This is a genomic window from Enterobacter sp. B79-1 (assembly GCF_057444735.1).
In genome coordinates this window covers 167,225-186,898 of sequence record NZ_JBYAZJ010000005.1, presented here as the reverse complement: position 1 = coordinate 186,898, position 19,674 = coordinate 167,225, and the positions used below count along the sequence as shown (strand labels likewise).

Annotated in this window: 15 protein-coding genes; 11 read left to right on the top strand and 4 right to left on the bottom strand. The window is 56.0% G+C overall.

Annotated features, from left to right (window positions below):
* From relA to eno, 4 genes are all read left to right on the top strand, one after another.
* Entirely contained in the window at positions 1 to 2,232 is a 2,232-nt protein-coding gene (gene relA / locus AC2T6E_RS15685; protein ID WP_109082232.1) for a GTP diphosphokinase, read from the top strand.
* Positions 2,233 to 2,301: 69 nt separating this feature from the next.
* Entirely contained in the window at positions 2,302 to 3,093 is a 792-nt protein-coding gene (gene mazG, locus AC2T6E_RS15680; RefSeq protein ID WP_212474250.1) for a nucleoside triphosphate pyrophosphohydrolase, read from the top strand.
* A gap of 223 nt (positions 3,094 to 3,316) precedes the next feature.
* Positions 3,317 to 4,954, top strand: a complete 1,638-nt coding sequence (gene pyrG, locus AC2T6E_RS15675) for a glutamine hydrolyzing CTP synthase (RefSeq protein ID WP_010434601.1) — start codon at positions 3,317 to 3,319, stop codon at positions 4,952 to 4,954.
* An 82-nt stretch (positions 4,955 to 5,036) separates the two neighbouring features.
* Positions 5,037 to 6,335, top strand: a complete 1,299-nt coding sequence (eno, locus tag AC2T6E_RS15670) for a phosphopyruvate hydratase (RefSeq protein WP_010434599.1) — start codon at positions 5,037 to 5,039, stop codon at positions 6,333 to 6,335.
* Between the two features lie 53 nt (positions 6,336 to 6,388).
* Here the strand turns inward: eno and AC2T6E_RS15665 are convergent, their stop codons facing one another.
* Positions 6,389 to 7,498, bottom strand: coding sequence for an SDR family oxidoreductase (locus tag AC2T6E_RS15665; protein WP_316467906.1), 1,110 nt, complete (start codon positions 7,496 to 7,498; stop codon positions 6,389 to 6,391).
* A gap of 348 nt (positions 7,499 to 7,846) precedes the next feature.
* On the bottom strand, positions 7,847 to 8,671 hold the full coding sequence (locus AC2T6E_RS15660; RefSeq protein WP_032640776.1) for a MurR/RpiR family transcriptional regulator: 825 nt from the start codon (positions 8,669 to 8,671) through the stop codon (positions 7,847 to 7,849).
* A gap of 165 nt (positions 8,672 to 8,836) precedes the next feature.
* Here AC2T6E_RS15660 and AC2T6E_RS15655 point away from each other — a divergent pair, with 165 nt between their 5' ends.
* Genes AC2T6E_RS15655 through queE form a run of 3 tightly spaced genes read left to right on the top strand, consistent with a single transcriptional unit; the run spans position 8,837 to position 11,829 of the window.
* Positions 8,837 to 10,396: a PTS transporter subunit EIIC gene (locus AC2T6E_RS15655; RefSeq protein ID WP_486692434.1), complete on the top strand. Its 1,560-nt coding sequence runs from the start codon at positions 8,837 to 8,839 to the stop codon at positions 10,394 to 10,396.
* The gene (locus AC2T6E_RS15650) at positions 10,396 to 11,103 is read left to right on the top strand and encodes an N-acetylmannosamine-6-phosphate 2-epimerase (protein WP_458667970.1); all 708 of its coding nucleotides are present in this window, start codon (positions 10,396 to 10,398) and stop codon (positions 11,101 to 11,103) included. The genes AC2T6E_RS15655 and AC2T6E_RS15650 overlap by 1 nt, the downstream gene beginning before the upstream one ends.
* Positions 11,104 to 11,157: 54 nt before the next feature.
* On the top strand, positions 11,158 to 11,829 hold the full coding sequence (gene queE / locus AC2T6E_RS15645; RefSeq protein WP_023333236.1) for a 7-carboxy-7-deazaguanine synthase QueE: 672 nt from the start codon (positions 11,158 to 11,160) through the stop codon (positions 11,827 to 11,829).
* Positions 11,830 to 11,915: 86 nt separating this feature from the next.
* Here queE and queD read toward each other — a convergent pair whose 3' ends face one another.
* A complete protein-coding gene (gene queD / locus AC2T6E_RS15640; RefSeq protein WP_010434567.1) occupies positions 11,916 to 12,278 on the bottom strand; it encodes a 6-carboxytetrahydropterin synthase QueD in 363 nt (120 codons plus the stop codon).
* A gap of 306 nt (positions 12,279 to 12,584) precedes the next feature.
* Between queD and cysJ the strand changes: the two genes are divergently transcribed.
* The 3 genes from cysJ (at position 12,585) to cysH (ending at position 16,936) form a co-directional block, all read left to right on the top strand.
* On the top strand, positions 12,585 to 14,390 hold the full coding sequence (cysJ, locus tag AC2T6E_RS15635) for an NADPH-dependent assimilatory sulfite reductase flavoprotein subunit (RefSeq protein ID WP_458667969.1): 1,806 nt from the start codon (positions 12,585 to 12,587) through the stop codon (positions 14,388 to 14,390).
* Positions 14,390 to 16,102: an assimilatory sulfite reductase (NADPH) hemoprotein subunit gene (gene cysI / locus AC2T6E_RS15630; protein WP_486692430.1), complete on the top strand. Its 1,713-nt coding sequence runs from the start codon at positions 14,390 to 14,392 to the stop codon at positions 16,100 to 16,102. The genes cysJ and cysI overlap by 1 nt, the downstream gene beginning before the upstream one ends.
* A gap of 99 nt (positions 16,103 to 16,201) precedes the next feature.
* Entirely contained in the window at positions 16,202 to 16,936 is a 735-nt protein-coding gene (cysH, locus tag AC2T6E_RS15625; RefSeq protein WP_010434558.1) for a phosphoadenosine phosphosulfate reductase, read from the top strand.
* Between the two features lie 97 nt (positions 16,937 to 17,033).
* On the opposite strand, the gene AC2T6E_RS15620 is transcribed toward cysH, so the two are convergent.
* Positions 17,034 to 18,077 (bottom strand): aminopeptidase, encoded by a 1,044-nt coding sequence (locus AC2T6E_RS15620; RefSeq protein WP_108416375.1) that lies wholly within the window; start codon positions 18,075 to 18,077, stop codon positions 17,034 to 17,036.
* 236 nt (positions 18,078 to 18,313) lie between these two features.
* Between AC2T6E_RS15620 and cysG the strand changes: the two genes are divergently transcribed.
* Positions 18,314 to 19,672, top strand: coding sequence for a siroheme synthase CysG (gene cysG / locus AC2T6E_RS15615; protein WP_486692428.1), 1,359 nt, complete (start codon positions 18,314 to 18,316; stop codon positions 19,670 to 19,672).
* Positions 19,673 to 19,674 lie beyond the last annotated feature (2 nt).

Below are 19,674 nucleotides of genomic sequence, written 5' to 3'. Positions count from 1 at the left end.
ATGGTTGCGGTAAGAAGTGCACATCTTAATAAAGCTGGTGAGTTTGACCCTCAAAAATGGATCGCAAGTCTGGGGATTTCCAGCCAGCAGTCGTGTGAACGCTTAACCGAAACCTGGGCCTATTGTCTGCGCACCACGCAGGGACATCCTGACGCCGAGCTGCTGTTGTGGCGCGGCATCGAAATGGTCGAAATTCTCTCCATGCTGAACATGGATATCGAAACGCTGCAGGCCGCGCTTCTGTTCCCGCTCGCCGATGCTGACGTGGTCAGCGAAGACGTGCTGCGTGACAGCGTCGGAACCTCCGTCGTCGCGCTGATCCACGGCGTGCGCGATATGGCGGCCATCCGCCAGCTTAAAGCTGCCCATACCGATTCCGTCTCCTCAGAACAGGTTGATAACGTCCGGCGAATGCTGCTGGCCATGGTGGATGACTTCCGCTGCGTGGTCATCAAGCTTGCCGAACGTATTGCGCACCTGCGCGAAGTGAAGGATGCGCCGGAAGACGAGCGCGTCCTTGCCGCCAAAGAGTGTACGAATATCTATGCGCCGCTGGCGAACCGCTTAGGTATCGGTCAGCTGAAATGGGAGCTGGAAGATTACTGCTTCCGCTATCTGCACCCGGCGGAATACAAGCGCATTGCCAAACTTCTGCATGAACGCCGTATCGATCGTGAACACTACATCGACGAGTTTGTCAGCGGGCTGCGTCAGTCAATGAAAGAAGAGAATGTGCGCGCCGAAGTCTACGGTCGACCTAAGCACATCTACAGCATCTGGCGCAAAATGCAGAAGAAACACCTCGCCTTTGACGAGCTGTTTGACGTGCGCGCCGTGCGTATTGTGGCGGAGCGTCTGCAGGACTGCTACGCCGCGCTGGGGATAGTACATACTCACTTCCGCCACCTGCCGGACGAGTTCGACGACTATGTGGCGAACCCGAAACCGAACGGCTACCAGTCTATTCATACCGTGGTGCTTGGCCCCGGCGGCAAAACGGTTGAGATCCAGATCCGCACTAAACAGATGCACGAGGACGCCGAGCTGGGCGTGGCCGCGCACTGGAAATACAAAGAGGGTACGTCCGGCGGCGCGCGTTCTGGCCACGAAGACCGCATCGCCTGGTTGCGTAAGCTGATTGCGTGGCAGGAAGAGATGGCCGACTCCGGCGAAATGCTCGATGAAGTGCGCAGCCAGGTCTTCGACGACCGGGTCTACGTCTTTACCCCGAAAGGGGACGTTGTCGACCTGCCCGCAGGCTCCACGCCGCTCGACTTCGCCTACCACATCCATAGCGATGTGGGGCACCGCTGCATCGGGGCGAAAATCGGCGGACGAATCGTGCCATTCACCTATCAGCTGCAGATGGGGGACCAGATTGAGATCATCACCCAGAAGCAGCCCAACCCGAGCCGCGACTGGCTGAACCCGAACCTGGGCTACGTCACCACCAGCCGCGGGCGCTCCAAGATCCACGCCTGGTTCCGCAAGCAGGATCGCGATAAAAACATCCTTGCCGGTCGCCAGATCCTCGATGACGAACTGGAGCATGTGGGGATCAGCCTGAAAGAGGCGGAGAAATTCCTGCTGCCACGCTACAACTTCAACGAGCTTGACGAACTGTTAGCGGCCATTGGCGGCGGAGATATCCGTCTGAATCAGATGGTGAACTTCCTGCAGGCGCAGTTCAACAAGCCAAGTGCGGCGGAGCAGGATGCGGCAGCGCTGAAGCAGCTGCAGCAGAAAACCCATGCGCCGCAGCAGCGCAGCAAAGATAACGGCCGGGTGGTCGTGGAAGGCGTGGGCAATCTGATGCACCACATTGCCCGCTGCTGCCAGCCTATTCCAGGTGACGATATCGTTGGCTTTATCACTCAGGGGCGCGGGATTTCGATCCACCGTTCAGACTGTGACCAGCTTGCAGAGCTGCAGTCACATGCGCCGGAGCGCATCGTGGAAGCGGTCTGGGGCGAAAGCTACTCCGCAGGCTACTCGCTGGTGGTGCGCGTCACCGCCAATGACCGCAGCGGCCTGCTGCGCGACATCACGACCATTCTCGCCAACGAGAAGGTTAACGTGCTGGGCGTTGCCAGCCGCAGCGATACCCGCGAGCAGCTTGCCACCATCGATATGACCATCGAAATCTACAACCTGCAGGTGCTGGGCCGCGTGCTCGGCAAACTGAACCAGGTACCGGATGTGATTGACGCGCGTCGTCTGCACGGCGGATAAGATTTCTCTCTTTTGTAGGCCGGGTAAGGCGTAAGCCGCCACCCGGCATTTTTTTCTCAGGACAAAACCATGACTCAAATCGACCGCCTGCTCGGCATCATGAAACGCCTGCGTGACCCGGAGAACGGTTGCCCGTGGGACAAGGAGCAGACTTTCGCCACCATCGCCCCGTACACCCTCGAAGAAACCTATGAAGTGCTGGACGCCATTTCACGCGAGGATTTTGACGACCTGCGCGGCGAGCTGGGCGATCTGCTGTTCCAGGTGGTGTTCTATGCGCAGATGGCGCAAGAAGAAGGTCGCTTTAACTTTGACGACATCTGCGCTGCCATCAGCGACAAGCTGGAGCGCCGCCATCCGCATATTTTTGGCGATGCCACCGCAGGCAACAGCGCGGAAGTGCTGGCTCGCTGGGAGCAGATAAAAAGCGCCGAACGGGCCGAAAAATCCCAGCTCTCGGCGCTGGATGATATTCCGCTAAGTCTGCCCGCGCTGATGCGCGCGCATAAAATCCAGAAACGCTGCTCCGCCGTGGGTTTTGACTGGGACTCCCTGGGGCCGGTGCTGGATAAAGTGCATGAAGAGATCGACGAAGTGATGCATGAAGCGCAGCAGGCGGTTGTGGATGAAGCAAAGCTGGAAGAGGAGATGGGCGACCTGCTTTTCGCGACCGTCAATCTTTCGCGCCATTTGGGTGTAAAAGCGGAAACGGCCCTGCAAAAAGCCAACATTAAGTTCGAGCGACGCTTTCGCGAAGTTGAGCGGATTGTGGCCTCACGCGGCCTGGAAATGACCGGAATCGACCTCGAAGCCATGGAAGAAGTCTGGCAGGAAGTAAAACGCCAGGAACATGATCTCTAACGAGATTTTGCGATCAAGCGCAATTTGTGTGATTTTTTAAATGACAAGCGCTTGATTTGCGTCAAAAACATTTACCCAAAAGGGGCTATTTTCTCACTCCTTATGTTTGTCATGGCCTGGAATGGAGACGGAGAATGAAAGTTTGTGGCGCTCGCCGTGTTCGGGTATACTACTTTCCCGTCCTGGTTATTCCATCGTTTCACCCTAACTTCTCAGGTTCAGCATGACAACGAACTATATTTTTGTGACCGGCGGGGTCGTATCCTCTCTGGGTAAAGGCATTGCCGCAGCCTCCCTCGCAGCCATTCTTGAAGCCCGTGGCCTCAATGTGACCATGATGAAACTGGATCCGTACATCAACGTCGATCCGGGCACCATGAGCCCAATCCAACACGGGGAAGTGTTCGTTACTGAAGACGGCGCTGAAACCGATCTGGATCTTGGCCACTACGAGCGTTTCATCCGTACCAAAATGACCCGTCGTAACAACTTCACGACTGGCCGCATCTACTCAGACGTTCTGCGTAAAGAGCGCCGCGGTGACTATCTGGGTGCAACCGTTCAGGTTATCCCACACATCACTAACGCAATCAAAGAACGCATCGTTGCGGGCGGCGAAGGCCACGACGTGGTGCTGGTCGAAATCGGCGGAACCGTAGGTGATATCGAATCCCTGCCATTCCTTGAAGCGATTCGTCAGCTGGCTGTCGATATTGGTCGTGAGCACGCGCTGTTCATGCACCTGACCCTGGTGCCGTACATGGCCGCCGCAGGTGAAGTGAAAACCAAGCCGACTCAGCACTCAGTAAAAGAACTGCTCTCCATCGGTATTCAGCCAGACATCCTGGTTTGCCGCTCCGATCGCGCGGTTCCAGCGAACGAACGTGCGAAAATTGCATTGTTCTGTAACGTGCCTGAAAAAGCTGTTATTTCAATGAAAGACGTCGATTCCATTTATAAAATCCCGGGCCTGTTGAAATCACAGGGCCTGGACGATTATATTTGTAAACGATTCAGCTTGAACTGTCCGGAAGCTAACCTGTCTGAATGGGAACAGGTTATTTACGAAGAAGCCAATCCGGCTGGTGAAGTGACTATCGGTATGGTCGGCAAGTACATTGAACTGCCGGACGCCTATAAGTCAGTCATCGAAGCGCTGAAGCACGGTGGTCTGAAGAACCGCGTCTCCGTGAACATCAAGCTGATTGATTCGCAGGATGTTGAAACGCGTGGCGTCGAAATTCTGAAAGATCTGGATGCGATTCTCATCCCTGGCGGCTTCGGCTACCGTGGTGTAGAAGGCAAGATCGCCACCGCACGCTATGCGCGTGAAAACAATATTCCATACCTCGGCATCTGCCTGGGTATGCAGGTTGCGCTGATCGAATTTGCGCGCAACGTAGCGGGAATGGAAAACGCGAACTCTACGGAATTTGTGCCAGACTGTAAGTACCCTGTAGTGGCGCTTATCACTGAATGGCGCGACGAAGAAGGTAACGTCGAAGTCCGTACCGAGAAGAGCGATCTGGGTGGCACTATGCGTCTTGGCGCACAGGCCTGCCAGCTGTCCGACGATAGCGTGGTTCGCAAGCTTTATGGCGAGCCAACCATCACCGAGCGCCATCGTCACCGCTATGAAGTCAACAACATGTTGTTGAAACCGATTGAAGCTGCGGGTCTGCGTGTTGCGGGCCGTTCCGGGGATGATCAGTTAGTCGAGATCATCGAGGTGCCTAACCATCCATGGTTCGTTGCCTGCCAATTCCACCCGGAATTTACTTCTACGCCGCGCGACGGGCATCCGCTGTTTGCAGGCTTTGTGAAGGCCGCCAGCGACTACCAGAAGCGTCAGGCGAAGTAAAAAAAGTTAGAACGGCAACGCGTACCTCTGGTACGCGTTGTTTGTCTGGAGTTTTAGTTTAACTTGTACTGAGGAAAATCTAATGTCCAAAATCGTTAAAGTCATCGGTCGTGAAATCATCGACTCCCGTGGTAACCCGACCGTTGAAGCCGAAGTTCACCTGGAAGGTGGTTTCGTTGGTATGGCTGCTGCTCCATCAGGTGCTTCTACTGGTTCCCGCGAAGCGCTTGAACTGCGCGATGGCGACAAATCCCGCTTCCTGGGCAAAGGCGTACTGAAAGCGGTTGGCGCTGTAAACGGTCCTATTGCTCAGGCAATCCTTGGCAAAGACGCCAAAGACCAGGCTGGCATCGACAAGATCATGATCGATCTGGACGGTACTGAAAACAAATCTAACTTCGGTGCGAACGCAATCCTGGCTGTTTCCCTGGCGAACGCCAAAGCAGCAGCAGCAGCGAAAGGCCAGCCACTGTTCGAGCACATCGCTGAACTGAACGGCACCCCAGGCAAATACTCCATGCCTGTACCAATGATGAACATCATCAACGGTGGTGAGCACGCAGACAACAACGTTGATATTCAGGAATTCATGATTCAGCCAGTTGGCGCGAAATCCCTGAAAGAAGCAGTACGTATGGGTTCTGAAGTGTTCCACAACCTGGCTAAAGTTCTGAAAGCTAAAGGTATGAACACTGCTGTTGGTGACGAAGGTGGCTATGCGCCAAACCTGGGTTCTAACGCAGAAGCTCTGGCGGTAATCGCTGAAGCAGTTAAAGCAGCAGGCTACGAGCTGGGCAAAGACATCACCCTGGCGATGGACTGTGCAGCATCTGAATTCTACAAAGACGGTAAATACGTTCTGGCTGGCGAAGGCAACAAAGCATTCACCTCCGAAGAGTTCACTCACTTCCTGGAAGACCTGACCAAACAGTACCCAATCGTGTCTATCGAAGACGGTCTGGACGAGTCTGACTGGGCTGGCTTCGCATACCAGACCAAAGTACTGGGCGACAAAATCCAGCTGGTTGGTGACGATCTGTTCGTAACCAACACCAAGATCCTGAAAGAAGGCATCGAGAAAGGCATCGTTAACTCCATCCTGATCAAATTCAACCAGATCGGTTCTCTGACCGAAACTCTGGCTGCGATCAAAATGGCGAAAGACGCTGGCTACACCGCTGTTATCTCTCACCGTTCTGGCGAAACCGAAGACGCTACCATTGCTGACCTGGCTGTGGGTACCGCTGCAGGCCAGATCAAAACCGGTTCTATGAGCCGTTCTGACCGTGTTGCTAAATACAACCAGCTGATTCGTATCGAAGAAGCGCTGGGCGAAAAAGCACCATACAACGGTCTGAAAGAGATCAAAGGCCAGGCATAATTGCTTAAGCCCTAAAATGAAAATGCCAGTCGAATGACTGGCATTTTTTTTGGCTATTTAAAATCAACCGCCATTTGCTCCGGAATGGTCAACCCCTGGGTGGTTTGCACGCAGCGGGCGATGTAATCCGTAAACCGGGGTGGCTTCGGCATCCCCATGCTCAGCAGCTTATCGTTGCTGAAGCGCACGTTAAGCGTGGCAAACGCACCGTATAAACGCATGGCTTTCAGCATCAGACGTTCGTTGCACGGGCCAAAAATATGTTTCAACTCGCGGCGCATTCTGACCAGCGTTTCGTAGCTGACCTGCGCATATTTATCACCGACGGGGGCTTTCTCCAGCGCCAGCGCCATTGCCCGATCGATATCCGCAAAGCGAACGCTGTTCTCTTCTCCCGCAGAAATGTGTACCACTTCCCCCGGACGAGCGTTGCTGTTGAGCAGCATTAACAGCGCATCGGCACAATAATCCACTGGAACAACGTCGATCCGGTCTTCCATTGAGCACATAAACTTCTGCAGCATCAGGCCCATGCTAAAGACCCAGAAAATGCTGCTCGACGGCGTGCAGCCGTGACGGGTATGGCCGACAACGATGGACGGACGGGCGATGAGCAGCGGCAGGTTCGGACACTCCTGGCGCATCAGCTGTTCGATGGTTGACTTCGAAAACGTGTATTCCACCAGGTGTTCAGCATTCTCTCTGAATTCAGCGCTTTCGGCGACCAGTGAATCCTGCTCCGGCGTGCATGACATTGCGGTGCCGACGTGGAGGAAACGCTGTAGTCCTGCGACCTGCTTCATACGGCGCGCCAGCGCGAGCGTACCTTCAACGTTGACCTTCCAGATCAGTGGGTTATTACCAAATGAGGCGACAGCCGCACAGTTAACGACATGCGTGACGCGATCCAGACGGGGATCGTTCAGAAAGGCCTCTGGCTGGCTGAGGTCGCCAGTCAGGATATTATCCACGCTCAGGGAGGCCAGTTTGTCCTCAGGCACGTTGAACTTGCGCATGTTTTCCTGCACGCGCTCCAGCCCGCTCTGCGGATCGCCGGCGCGCGCAAGCAAAAGCAGTTCTACGGATTGATCGTTGGTCAGGATTTTTTCAAGAACTGCACCGCCCAGAAATCCGGTCACGCCTGTAATCAATAGCATCTTCATTAATACCGTCTCATTATGATTGATGAGGCGGATTGTAGGCGCGCAAAAGTAAACGGCATTTAAATAATAAAACGCCGAAATCAGTGGCGTCTTAAGCTTATTTTAAGGAAAGGAAATCGGGTGGAGATATTCGACATTAGTAGAAGGGTAAAGATTCATTATATAAAAATATAAATTTCAACTCATTGAATTTTATGATTTTTGTAGAGGCGCCGTCAAATGATGAACTTAATTCAAAATGTAATAAATATAATAATTTGTTACACCAAGTATTTACCAAATAAATGATTTAAACACCACTTAACTAAAATTATTCGCAGGCCGATTTATTTAGCCTGCGAATGTTTTTCAGAGCAAAAGGGGAAGCGTGGCGCTGGCCGTTTGCTGGCTAACGTCACCGTAACGGCCGTCCAGCGCAATCATGGACGTGGTCAGCAGCTCGACCAGCAGCATGACCCCAACCTTAGCATTGAGCGCGCCTGCGCTAAGGGGACCCTCTGGTTTGGCGGCCACCAGCTGCATATCGCTCAGGGACGCCAGCGGGCTGCGGGGCGTATTGCTGAGTGCCAGCACCTTAACGCCGCGCTTGCGGGCAAGCTTCACCACGTGGAGTAAATCCCGCGTTGAACCCGAGCTGGAGATGGCCACAACCAGCGTCTCTTTCGAAAGCGTTGTCGCATTCATGGCCGCGCGGTGCATATCGCTAAACAGCTGTGCGGGTTTGCCCAGCCGCAGCAGCTTGTAATGCAGGTACTCCCCGAGGATCGCGCTGGCCGCGACGCCGTAAATCTGTACGGATTGCGCCTGGTGCAACGCCAGCGCCGCTTTTTCAAGCAGCGCGCGGTCGAGGAGTCGGGCGGTATCCTGCAAAGCCTGCACCGACTCATTCACGACGTTATCAATCTCATCCCCCGCCTGACGTGCGGGCTGGCCCTGCTGAATATCCAGCGCAAGCGCCATTTTAAATTCGTTATAGCCCTTGCAGCCCAGCGTCCGGCAAAGACGCGTGACGCTGGCCTCGCTGGTATGGCTCTCGCGCGCCAGTTCAGTGATCGTCAGGTAGAGCACCCGGCCAGGATCGCTGAGGACAAACTCGCCGAGTTTTTGTTGCGTTGGGCTGTACCCGGAAGCCTCCTGGCGGAGCTTCAGCAGCAGATTTTCATGGTCCGACATGCCACGTCCTTAATGTGTTTCGCTGCGACTAGTGTGGCGGAAAGGAGGGGAAAGATGCCAGTCATTTTGAAAAAGTATGATCGGCTTCCTGGTTTTTGATGATAATTTTCACTTAATAATAGTTGTATGGTAAAAATTTTCATCACTTAGTGGGGAGATGAAAAAATGATGCAAATGTTCAGTGGCGCTTCTTCGGGGGGATGGTTTGAAAAAGCGCAGCGCTTTGGTAAATCCTTTATGTTGCCCATTGCCGTGTTGCCCGCGGCGGGTCTGCTGCTGGGGATAGGCGGCGCGTTATCGAATCCCAATACGCTGACGGCTTATCCGTTTTTAGATGTGGGCTGGCTGCAGGCCATTTTCACCATCATGAGCAGCGCCGGTTCAATTGTGTTTGCGAACCTCTCGGTGCTGTTTGCGGTTGGGGTGGCCGTCGGGTTGGCGAAAAGCGATAAGGGCACGGCCGGGCTGGCGGCGCTGCTCGCGTTTCTGGTGATGAATGCCACCATCAACGCGCTGCTGATCCTCACCGGCAAACTGGCGCACGAGAACCCGGGCGCTGTCGGGCAGGGCATGACGCTGGGGATTCAGACGCTGGAAACCGGGGTGTTTGGCGGCGTGGTGATTGGGCTGGTGACCTGCACGCTCCATCATCGGTTTAATAAAATTGCGCTTCCGCAGTTCCTCGGGTTCTTTGGCGGCTCGCGCTTTGTCCCCATTATCAGCTCGCTGGCGGCGATACTCGTCGGCGCGCTCATGACCGTGATCTGGCCGCATTTCCAGAAGCTGATTTTTGGTCTCGGCGGGCTGGTGGATGCCACCGGTTATCTGGGCACCCTGCTGTACGGCTTCATCTTACGCATGCTGGGCCCGTTTGGTTTGCACCACATCTTCTACCTGCCGTTCTGGGCCACCGCGCTCGGCGGCAGTGAGATTGTTAACGGTCACCTCGTTGAGGGCACACAGCGGATCTTCTTCGCCCAGTTGGCCGACCCGAACACGCAGCATTTCTATGAGGGCACGTCGCGCTTCATGTCCGGGCGCTTTATTACGATGATGTTTGGCCTGCTCGGCGCGTGTCTGGCGATGTACCACACGGCAAAACCGGAGAACAAAAAGCGCGTTGCCGGGCTGCTGCTCTCTGCGGCGTTAACCTCGTTCCTGACCGGGATTACAGAGCCCATCGAGTTCTCGTTCCTGTTTATTGCGCCGGTGCTTTACGTCATTCATGCGCTGTTTGACGGGCTGGCGTTCATGCTCGCACACATGCTGCATATCACCATCGGGCAAACCTTCTCCGGCGGGTTTATCGACTTCGTGCTGTTCGGCATTTTGCAGGGCGAGGCCAAAACTAACTGGATGTTCGTTCCGCTGGTCGGCGTGCCGTGGTTCTTCCTTTACTACTTCACCTTCCGCTACCTGATTAACCGCTTTGATTTTGCCACGCCGGGTCGGGAAAAGGAGGCGGTGGCCAATGAAGTGGCCTTCTCACAGAGCGAGCGCGCCGTTGCGGTGATCGCCGGATTAGGCGGAAAAGAGAATCTGGAAGAGGTGGACTGCTGCGCCACGCGTCTTCGCGTCACGGTGAAGGACGGCAGCAAAGTGAATGACGCGGCGCTGAAAGCCACCGGCGCGCGCGGCGTTATCGTGCGCGGTAACGGTGTTCAGGTCATTTATGGCCCGCACGTCACGATTATCAAAAACGAAGTGGAAGAGATCTTATCGTAATGAAAACTGTACTGGATAACCTGAAGGGAAAACTGGTCGTCTCCTGTCAGGCGCTGGAAAACGAACCGCTGCATAGCCCGTTTATTATGTCGCGAATGGCGCTGGCGGCGGCACAGGGCGGGGCTACCGCCATTCGTGCCAACAGCGTGGTGGATATCGAGGCCATTAAGCAGCAGGTCTCTTTGCCGGTCATCGGCATCATCAAACGGGATTACCCGGAAAGCGAGGTGTTTATCACCGCCACGATGAAAGAGGTAGATGAGCTCATGGCCGTCTCGCCGGAAATCATTGCGCTTGATGCGACGGCGCGGGAGCGTCCTGGTGGGGAGTCTCTGGAAACGCTGGTCACGCGCATCCGATCGCGCTATCCCTCGGTCCTGCTGATGGCGGATATCTCCACCGTGGATGAAGCCGTGACGGCGCAGGCGCTTGGCTTTGACTGTGTCGGCACGACGCTTTACGGCTATACGGCGGAAACGGCGGGCCATTCGCTTCCGGAGAATGACTGCGCGTTCCTGAAGGCCGTGCTGGCTGCCGTGACGGTTCCCGTGGTTGCCGAAGGCAACGTGGATACGCCTGAACGCGCGGCCAGATGCCTGGCGCTGGGTGCGCATACGGTCGTTGTCGGCGGCGCGATCACCCGTCCACAGCAAATTACCGAGCGTTTTATGGCGGCGATTGGCGCGCAAAGCACCGATGGAGCATGACCATCCGGCGTGGATCTGCGATACTTATCGTTTATCCCCTTTACTGAGATGACTATGCAGTACCCGATTAACGAGATGTTCCAGACCCTGCAAGGCGAGGGTTACTTTACCGGCGTTCCCGCTATTTTCATTCGTTTACAGGGATGCCCGGTTGGCTGTGCCTGGTGTGATACCAAACATACGTGGGATAAGCTCGCAGATCGGGAAGTGTCGCTGTTTAGCATTCTGGCGAAAACCAAAGAGAGCGATAAGTGGGGCGCGGGCAGTTCTGAAGATCTGCTGGCCATTATTGGTCGTCAGGGCTGGACGGCGCGCCACGTGGTGATCACCGGCGGTGAACCCTGCATCCACGATCTGACGCCGCTGACCGAGCTGCTCGAAAAGAACGGCTACAGCTGCCAGATTGAAACCAGCGGCACCCATGAAGTGCGCTGCTCACACACCACTTGGGTGACGGTATCGCCAAAAGTGAATATGCGCGGCGGATATGACGTGCTGTCTCAGGCGCTGGAACGCGCGGATGAGATTAAGCACCCGGTAGGGCGCGTACGTGATATCGAAGCGCTGGATGAACTGCTGGCCACGCTGACGGATGAAAAGCAGCGCGTCATTGCGCTACAGCCGATCAGCCAGAAAGACGACGCGACGCGCCTGTGCATTGAAACCTGTATTGCGCGTAACTGGCGCCTGTCGATGCAGACGCACAAATACCTGAATATTGCATAAAAAAAGCCCGGTGGCGCTAGCGCTAACCGGGCCTACGGTTCGAGGCTTTTACTGGCCGGGTAAGCGTTAGCGCCACCCGGCAAGCATCACTCCCCGCGATACACGCAGCCTGCCGTGCAGGTCTCTTTGATCATCACCGCGCTCAGCAGCGGCACCAGCGGCTTCATCTGATCCCAAATCCATTTTGCCAGCACTTCGCTGGTCGGGTTTTCAAGGCCAGGAATATCATTCAGATAGTAGTGATCCAGACGATCGTAGGTCGGCTTAAACGCGGCCTTCAGCTCGGCAAAATCCATGATCCAACCGGTATGCGGATCGACTTCACCGGTGATCTCAAGACGCACCATAAACGAGTGCCCGTGCAAACGGCCACATTTATGCCCTTCAGGGACATGCGGAAGGTGGTGGGCGGCTTCGAAGGTGAAATCTTTAAACAGTGTGGTGGACATGATCGCTCTCAGTAATGCGGAAAAAACCGCCGCATAGTACCGGAAAGCACAATTTTTAGCATTAACTAAAACGGCTCAATAGGTACTGAGCCGCGACATGCCCTTTTTTTGTTAATTTTCGTATTATATTTCAATAAGTTAATTAATCGCTTTTACTGTTAAGAACGATAAGTAAAACAGGTTAGTCCATTTGGTTATTTATTATTTCCATCCCTTCTTTAATTGTTATTATCCTCGCCGTTAACCTTATCTTCAGTTTGGATTTATTCGCTTAAAGTCCGCTTGGCTACTGGAACATAACGACGCATGACAACACAGGCCCCACCTTCAAATTTGCTTCCCCTGAACCCGGAGCAACTGGCGCGCCTTCAGGCTGCCACCTCTGATTTTTCTCCCACTCAGCTTGCCTGGGTCTCCGGTTATTTCTGGGGAATGCTCAATCAGCAGCCTGGCGCTGTGGTGGGTGCACCGGCAACGGCCGTTGAAATTCCTGCCATTACGCTCATTTCCGCCTCGCAAACGGGTAACGCCCGCCGCGTGGCCGAAGCGCTGCGTGATGACCTGCTCGCCGCTAAACTGAACGTGAACCTGGTCAACGCCGGGGATTATAAATTTAAACAAATCGCGTCAGAAAAACTGCTGGTGGTTGTGGCCTCAACGCAGGGTGAAGGTGAACCCGCTGAAGAAGCGGTGGCGCTGCACAAGTTTCTGTTCTCGAAAAAAGCGCCGAAGCTGGACGGCACGGCGTTTGCCGTCTTTGGCCTGGGCGATACCTCCTATGAATTCTTCTGCCAGTCCGGTAAAGACTTCGACAGCAAGCTGGCGGAGCTGGGTGCTGAGCGCCTGCTGGACCGCGTTGACGCGGATGTTGAGTACCAGACCGCCGCCGCCGAATGGCGTGCGCGCATCGTTGAGGTGCTGAAAGCGCGCGTGCCGAAAGAGACGTCCGCGCAGGCCGCCTTCACCGCGACGGGTGCCGTCAACGACATTCACACCAGCCCGTACACCAAAGAGGCACCGCTGACGGCGAGCCTGGCGGTGAATCAGAAAATTACCGGCCGCGACTCGGAAAAAGACGTGCGCCATATTGAGATCGATCTCGGTGACTCTGGCCTGCGCTATCAGCCGGGCGATGCGCTGGGTATCTGGTATCAGAACGATCCGGCGCTGGTGAAAGAGCTGGTTGAGCTGCTGTGGCTGAAGGGTGACGAGCCTGTCACCGTTGATGGCAAAACCCAGCCGCTTTCAGAGGCGCTGCAGTGGCATTTCGAGCTGACGGTGAACACCCCGAATATCGTCGAAAATTATGCCACCTTAACGCGCAGCGAATCCTTGCTGCCGCTGGTGGGCGATAAGGCGAAACTGCAGCATTACGCCGCGACGACGCCAATCGTCGATATGGTGCGTTTCTCTCCGGCTCAGCTGGATGCCGATGCGCTGATCGGCCTGCTGCGTCCGCTGACGCCGCGCCTGTACTCCATCGCCTCTTCACAGGCCGAAGTGGAGAGTGAAGTGCATGTTACCGTCGGCGTGGTGCGCTACGACATCGAAGGCCGCGCCCGCGCGGGTGGGGCATCAAGTTTCCTGGCGGACCGCGTGGAAGAAGAGGGCGAAGTACGCGTCTTTATCGAGCACAACGACAACTTCCGCCTGCCTGCGAACCCGGAAACGCCGGTTATCATGATTGGCCCTGGCACCGGCATTGCGCCGTTCCGCGCCTTTATGCAGCAGCGCGCGGCGGATGAAGCACCGGGTAAAAACTGGCTGTTCTTCGGCAACCCGCACTTTACCGAAGATTTCCTCTACCAGGTCGAATGGCAGCGCTATGTTAAAGAAGGCGTACTGACCCGCATCGATCTGGCCTGGTCCCGCGACCAGAAAGAAAAAGTATACGTACAAGACAAACTGCGCGAACAGGGCGCAGAGCTGTGGCGCTGGATCAATGACGGTGCCCACATTTATGTCTGCGGCGACGCCAATCGCATGGCGAAGGACGTTGAGCAGGCACTGCTGGAAGTGATTGCCGAATTCGGCGGTATGGATGCCGAAACGGCGGATGAATTTTTAAGTGAGCTGCGCGTAGAGCGCCGTTATCAGCGAGATGTCTACTAATGAGCGAAAAACATCCCGGCCCACTGGTGGTCGAAGGCAAACTGACTGATGCCGAGCGCATGAAGGTAGAGAGCAACTACCTGCGCGGTACCATTGCCGAAGATTTGAATGACGGTCTGACCGGCGGTTTCAAAGGCGACAACTTCCTGCTGATCCGCTTCCACGGTATGTATCAGCAGGACGACCGCGACATCCGCGCCGAGCGTGCAGAACAGAAGCTGGAGCCGCGTCACGCGATGCTGCTGCGCTGCCGTTTGCCGGGCGGTGTGATCACCACCAAACAGTGGCAGGCCATCGACAAGTTCGCGGGTGAAAACACGATTTACGGCAGCATCCGCCTGACCAATCGTCAGACCTTCCAGTTCCACGGCATTCTGAAGAAGAACGTGAAGCCGGTGCACCAGATGCTGCACTCGGTCGGGCTGGACGCGCTGGCAACCGCCAACGACATGAACCGTAACGTGCTTTGCACCTCGAACCCGTATGAGTCCGAGCTGCACGCCGAAGCGTATGAGTGGGCGAAGAAGATCTCTGAGCACCTGCTGCCGCGCACGCGCGCCTACGCAGAGATTTGGCTCGATCAGGAAAAAGTCGCGACCACGGACGAAGAGCCGATCCTTGGCCAGACCTATCTGCCGCGTAAGTTTAAAACTACTGTCGTGATCCCGCCGCAGAACGACATCGACCTGCACGCCAACGACATGAACTTCGTGGCGATTGCCGAAAACGGCAAGCTGATTGGCTTTAACCTGCTGGTGGGCGGCGGCCTGTCCATTGAGCACGGTAACAAGAAAACCTACGCCCGCACCGCGAGCGAGTTCGGCTTCCTGCCGCTGGAGCACACGCTGGCCGTGGCGGAAGCTGTGGTCACCACCCAGCGCGACTGGGGCAACCGTACCGACCGTAAAAACGCGAAAACCAAATACACCCTGGAGCGCGTGGGCGTAGAGACGTTCAAAGAGGAAGTGGAGCGTCGCGCAGGCATCAAGTTTGAGCCGATCCGCCCTTACGAATTCACCGGTCGCGGCGATCGCAGTGGCTGGGTGAAAGGTATCGACAATAAATGGCACCTGACGCTGTTTATTGAAAACGGTCGTATTCTGGATTATCCGGGACGCCCGCTGAAAACCGGTCTGCTGGAAATTGCTAAGATCCATAAAGGCGAGTTCCGCATTACCGCCAACCAGAATCTCATCATTGCCGGCGTGCCGGAGAGCCAGAAGGCTAAAATCGAGAAGCTGGCGCGCGATCATGGGTTGATGAATGCGGTTAAACCGCAGCGTGAAAACTCGATGGCCTGCGTGTCGTTCCCGACCTGCCCGCTGGCGATGGCCGAAGCGGAACGTTTCCTGCCATCATTTACTGACAAGGTAGAAGCGATTCTGGAAAAACACGGTATTCCGGACGAGCATATTGTGATGCGCGTCACCGGCTGCCCGAACGGCTGCGGTCGCGCGATGCTGGCTGAGCTGGGTCTGGTGGGCAAAGCGCCGGGTCGTTACAACGTGCACCTTGGCGGCAACCGTATGGGGACGCGCATTCCGCGTATGTACCGTGAAAATATTACGGAACCGGAAATTCTCGATTCCATTGACGAGCTTGTCGGGCGCTGGGCGAAAGAGCGCGAAGCGGGTGAAGGCTTCGGCGACTTTACGGTGCGTGCGGGCATCATTCGCCCGGTGCTCGATCCCGCACGGGATTTCTGGGAGTAACCCATCCTTTGCCCGGTGGCGCTTCGCTTACCGGGCCTACGGGTTTTGTAGGCCGGGCAAACGCAGTGCCGCCCGGCGAAACAGGCAAACGAGGTTCTTATGTCCGTACTCGATCTAAACGCCCTTAATGACCTGCCAAAAGTCGAACGCATTCTGGCGCTGGCAGAAACCAATGCTCAACTGGAAAAGCTGGACGCCGAAGGGCGCGTGGCGTGGGCGCTGGAAAACCTGCCGGGAGACTATGTGCTGTCGTCGAGCTTTGGTATTCAGGCGGCGGTCAGCCTGCATCTGGTGAATCAGATCAGCCCGGACATTCCGGTGATCCTCACCGATACCGGCTACCTGTTCCCGGAAACCTACCAGTTTATCGATGAGCTCACGGACAAGCTCAAGCTGAACCTGAAAGTCTACCGCGCGACGGAAAGTGCGGCCTGGCAGGAGGCGCGCTACGGCAAGCTGTGGGAGCAGGGCGTTGAGGGCATTGAGAAATACAATGAGATCAACAAAGTCGAGCCGATGAACCGCGCGCTGAAAGAGCTGAAGGCTCAGACCTGGTTTGCGGGTCTGCGCCGCGAGCAGTCGGGAAGCCGCGCTACGCTACCGGTGCTGGCGGTTCAACGCGGCGTGTTCAAAGTGCTGCCGATCATCGACTGGGATAACCGCACCGTATACCAGTACCTGCAAAAACACGGGCTGAAATACCATCCGCTGTGGGACCAGGGCTATTTGTCGGTGGGCGACACCCACACCACGCGCAAATGGGAACCGGGAATGGCGGAAGAAGAGACGCGATTCTTTGGGCTGAAGCGCGAGTGCGGGCTGCACGAAGGATAATGTCATTTCGCCCGGTGGCGCTGCGCTTACCGGGCCTACAAAGGCTCGATCGATACGTAGGCCCGGTAAGGCGTAGCCGCCACCGGGCTTAAGGACCTCAGGCTTTCCCCGCTTTCGCCAGCTCCTTCACCAGCGGCAGCATCACCTTCACCACATCACGGCTGCGACGCTCAATTCGCTGAGGCAGCGCGCTGTCAATGTGCTGCTGATTGTCCAGCATCACGTTATGCCAGCTTGTCCCCTCCGGGAACGCTTTCGTTTTCGCCCGCTGCTGATACCCATCTTTCTTGCCCAGACCCCAGTTCGTCGCCTCAACGTACAAAACCGGAATGCCCGCTTTATCAAACACTTCGCCGTCGTTACAACAGCCCGTTCCTTTCGGATAATCCGGGTTGCCGCCGGGATTGGTGGTGGCATATACACCGTGGCTACGGGCGATGGCTAATGCCCGGTCGCGCGTTAATTTACGCACGCTGCTGGGGGTGCTCTGCCCACTATTAAAATAGAGCTTATCGCCGACGATCAAATTATCGAGATTGATCACCAGCAGCGTATTTTTTTTCTCCTCATTGCTCATGCGCTTAAGGAGATTCTCAGCGCCAAGCTTTCCTTCTTCTTCTCCGCTGGTGGCAATAAAGCGAATCCCGTATTTCGTTGGGATATTTTTCATTCGCTCGGCCAGTTCAAGCATGACGCCCAGACCCGCCGCGTTGTCATCCAACCCCTGCAACGTCAAACCGCCGAGGTTATTGTCGGTGTCGGCGTCGCTCATCGGGGCGAAGGTATCGAGATGCGCCATGATAATGATCTGCTCAGCCGCTTTCCCTTCGTGTGCGGCAATGACCGTACTGCCCGTCACGTTGTGCCAGTTTTTTGTTTTATTACGTGAGGTATAGATGTAGCGGCTGTGAAACGAGCGGATATCGCTCTGGTAGCCCATATCGGCAAACTGCTGACGAATATAGTCTGCGGAGAGCATCTCGGCCGGTGTGCCGGTCATGCGTCCAGGGAAGACCGTGGCAATATGCCGCGCCTGCATATTGGCGATTTCACCATAAGGTTGGTTTTTTGCCTGAACCGGAAGGATGAAGCAAACGCCGAGCGCCAGGGCAGCAATACGGTGGCGCGTTGCGGAAAACATAGTGAGTCCTTAAAAACAGAGCAAATTTTTAACCCGCTTAGTATGAAACTGTGATCGTGCATACACAATTTGAATTGCTCTTAAATGCCCGAAATTTCGCATGTTAAGCAGTTTTTGATATTTGCTTTTTCATGGCGTTATTCCATTGAGTAACTACTCATTCCAATTCGTAATTTCATTCGGTCTAAGTCGCCCCCTATAGTCCCACTATTCCTGTTGTTAGTGAGTTGTTGCCTGTGGACTATCTGCCCTTATTTGCCGCAATTAAAGAGAGACCGGTGCTGGTTGTTGGTACGGGTGACATTGCCGATCGCAAAATCGCGTTCCTGCAACGGGCAGGCGCGCAGGTACGGGTAGTCGAAGAGGCGGATTTCGAGGAGTCGCAAATCGACAGCGTGGTGCTGGTGATTGCGGCCACCGAAAATCGTGAACTCAATCGTCGAATTTCTGACGCGGCGCAAGCCCGTTACCGCCTGGTGAACGTGGTGGACGACCAGCCTTTGTGCTCGTTTATCTTCCCGTCGATTGTTGACCGCTCACCGCTGCTGGTGGCGATCTCCTCCGGCGGCACCGCGCCGGTGCTGGCGCGCGTGTTGCGGGAAAAAATCGAAGCGCTGCTGCCGACCAGCCTCGGGCGCATGGCGGAAAAAGCCAGCTTCTGGCGTGACCACCTGAAAAACCGCCTGACCAGCGTGACGGAACGCCGTCGCTTCTGGGAGCGCGTGTTTCGCGGCCGCTTTGCCAGCCTGATGCATGCCGGTAATGAGACGGCGGCGCAGAAACTCCTCGAGGACGAACTGGATAACCCTGGCAGCACGAGCGGGGAGATCATTCTGGTGGGGGCAGGGCCGGGTGATGCCGGTCTGCTGACGCTGCGTGGCCTGCAGGTGCTGCAGGACGCGGACGTGGTGTTCTACGACCATCTGGTCACCGACGGCGTGCGCGAGCTGATCCGTCGCGACGCGGAGCAAATCTGCGTCGGCAAACGGGCTGGCGAGCATTCGGTGCCGCAGCACGACACTAACCAGATGCTGGTTGACGCCGCCAAAGCGGGTAAAACCGTGGTGCGCCTGAAAGGGGGCGATCCGTTTATTTTCGGTCGCGGCGGCGAAGAGCTGCAGGCGGCAGCCGAAGCGGGCGTACCGTTCCAGGTGGTGCCCGGCATCACGGCGGCCTCTGCGGTGACGGCCTACGCCGGTATCCCGCTAACCCATCGCGATTACGCCCAGAGCGTGACCTTTGTGACCGGACACTACAAGGCCGACAGCACGCCGTTTGACTGGTCGCATCTCGCCCAGAGCCGCCAGACGCTGGCGATCTACATGGGCACGATGAAAGCGGCAGACATCAGCGAACAACTTATTCAGCACGGTCGCGAGGCGACGACGCCCGTTGCCGTGATCTCTCGCGGCACGCGCGTCGATCAGCACGTTGCGACGGGCACGCTGGAACATCTTGCAACCCTGGCGAAAGACGCCCCGATGCCCGCCCTGATCGTGGTGGGGGAAGTGGTGCAGTTGCACAGCACGCTCGCCTGGTTTCAGAACACAACCGATACAGAAGGCTTTGGTTCTTCTGTCGTAAATTTGGCTTAAGG

Excerpts from the sequence above, each read along its gene's own strand:
- relA (WP_109082232.1), top strand. The coding sequence starts at position 1 with ATGGTTGCGGTAAGAAGTGCACATCTTAATAAAGCTGGTGAGTTTGAC.
- mazG (WP_212474250.1), top strand. The coding sequence starts at position 2,302 with ATGACTCAAATCGACCGCCTGCTCGGCATCATGAAACGCCTGCGTGAC.
- pyrG (WP_010434601.1), top strand. The coding sequence starts at position 3,317 with ATGACAACGAACTATATTTTTGTGACCGGCGGGGTCGTATCCTCTCTG.
- eno (WP_010434599.1), top strand. The coding sequence starts at position 5,037 with ATGTCCAAAATCGTTAAAGTCATCGGTCGTGAAATCATCGACTCCCGT.
- AC2T6E_RS15665 (WP_316467906.1), bottom strand. The coding sequence starts at position 7,498 with ATGAAGATGCTATTGATTACAGGCGTGACCGGATTTCTGGGCGGTGCA.
- AC2T6E_RS15660 (WP_032640776.1), bottom strand. The coding sequence starts at position 8,671 with ATGTCGGACCATGAAAATCTGCTGCTGAAGCTCCGCCAGGAGGCTTCC.
- AC2T6E_RS15655 (WP_486692434.1), top strand. The coding sequence starts at position 8,837 with ATGATGCAAATGTTCAGTGGCGCTTCTTCGGGGGGATGGTTTGAAAAA.
- AC2T6E_RS15650 (WP_458667970.1), top strand. The coding sequence starts at position 10,396 with ATGAAAACTGTACTGGATAACCTGAAGGGAAAACTGGTCGTCTCCTGT.
- queE (WP_023333236.1), top strand. The coding sequence starts at position 11,158 with ATGCAGTACCCGATTAACGAGATGTTCCAGACCCTGCAAGGCGAGGGT.
- queD (WP_010434567.1), bottom strand. The coding sequence starts at position 12,278 with ATGTCCACCACACTGTTTAAAGATTTCACCTTCGAAGCCGCCCACCAC.
- cysJ (WP_458667969.1), top strand. The coding sequence starts at position 12,585 with ATGACAACACAGGCCCCACCTTCAAATTTGCTTCCCCTGAACCCGGAG.
- cysI (WP_486692430.1), top strand. The coding sequence starts at position 14,390 with ATGAGCGAAAAACATCCCGGCCCACTGGTGGTCGAAGGCAAACTGACT.
- cysH (WP_010434558.1), top strand. The coding sequence starts at position 16,202 with ATGTCCGTACTCGATCTAAACGCCCTTAATGACCTGCCAAAAGTCGAA.
- AC2T6E_RS15620 (WP_108416375.1), bottom strand. The coding sequence starts at position 18,077 with ATGTTTTCCGCAACGCGCCACCGTATTGCTGCCCTGGCGCTCGGCGTT.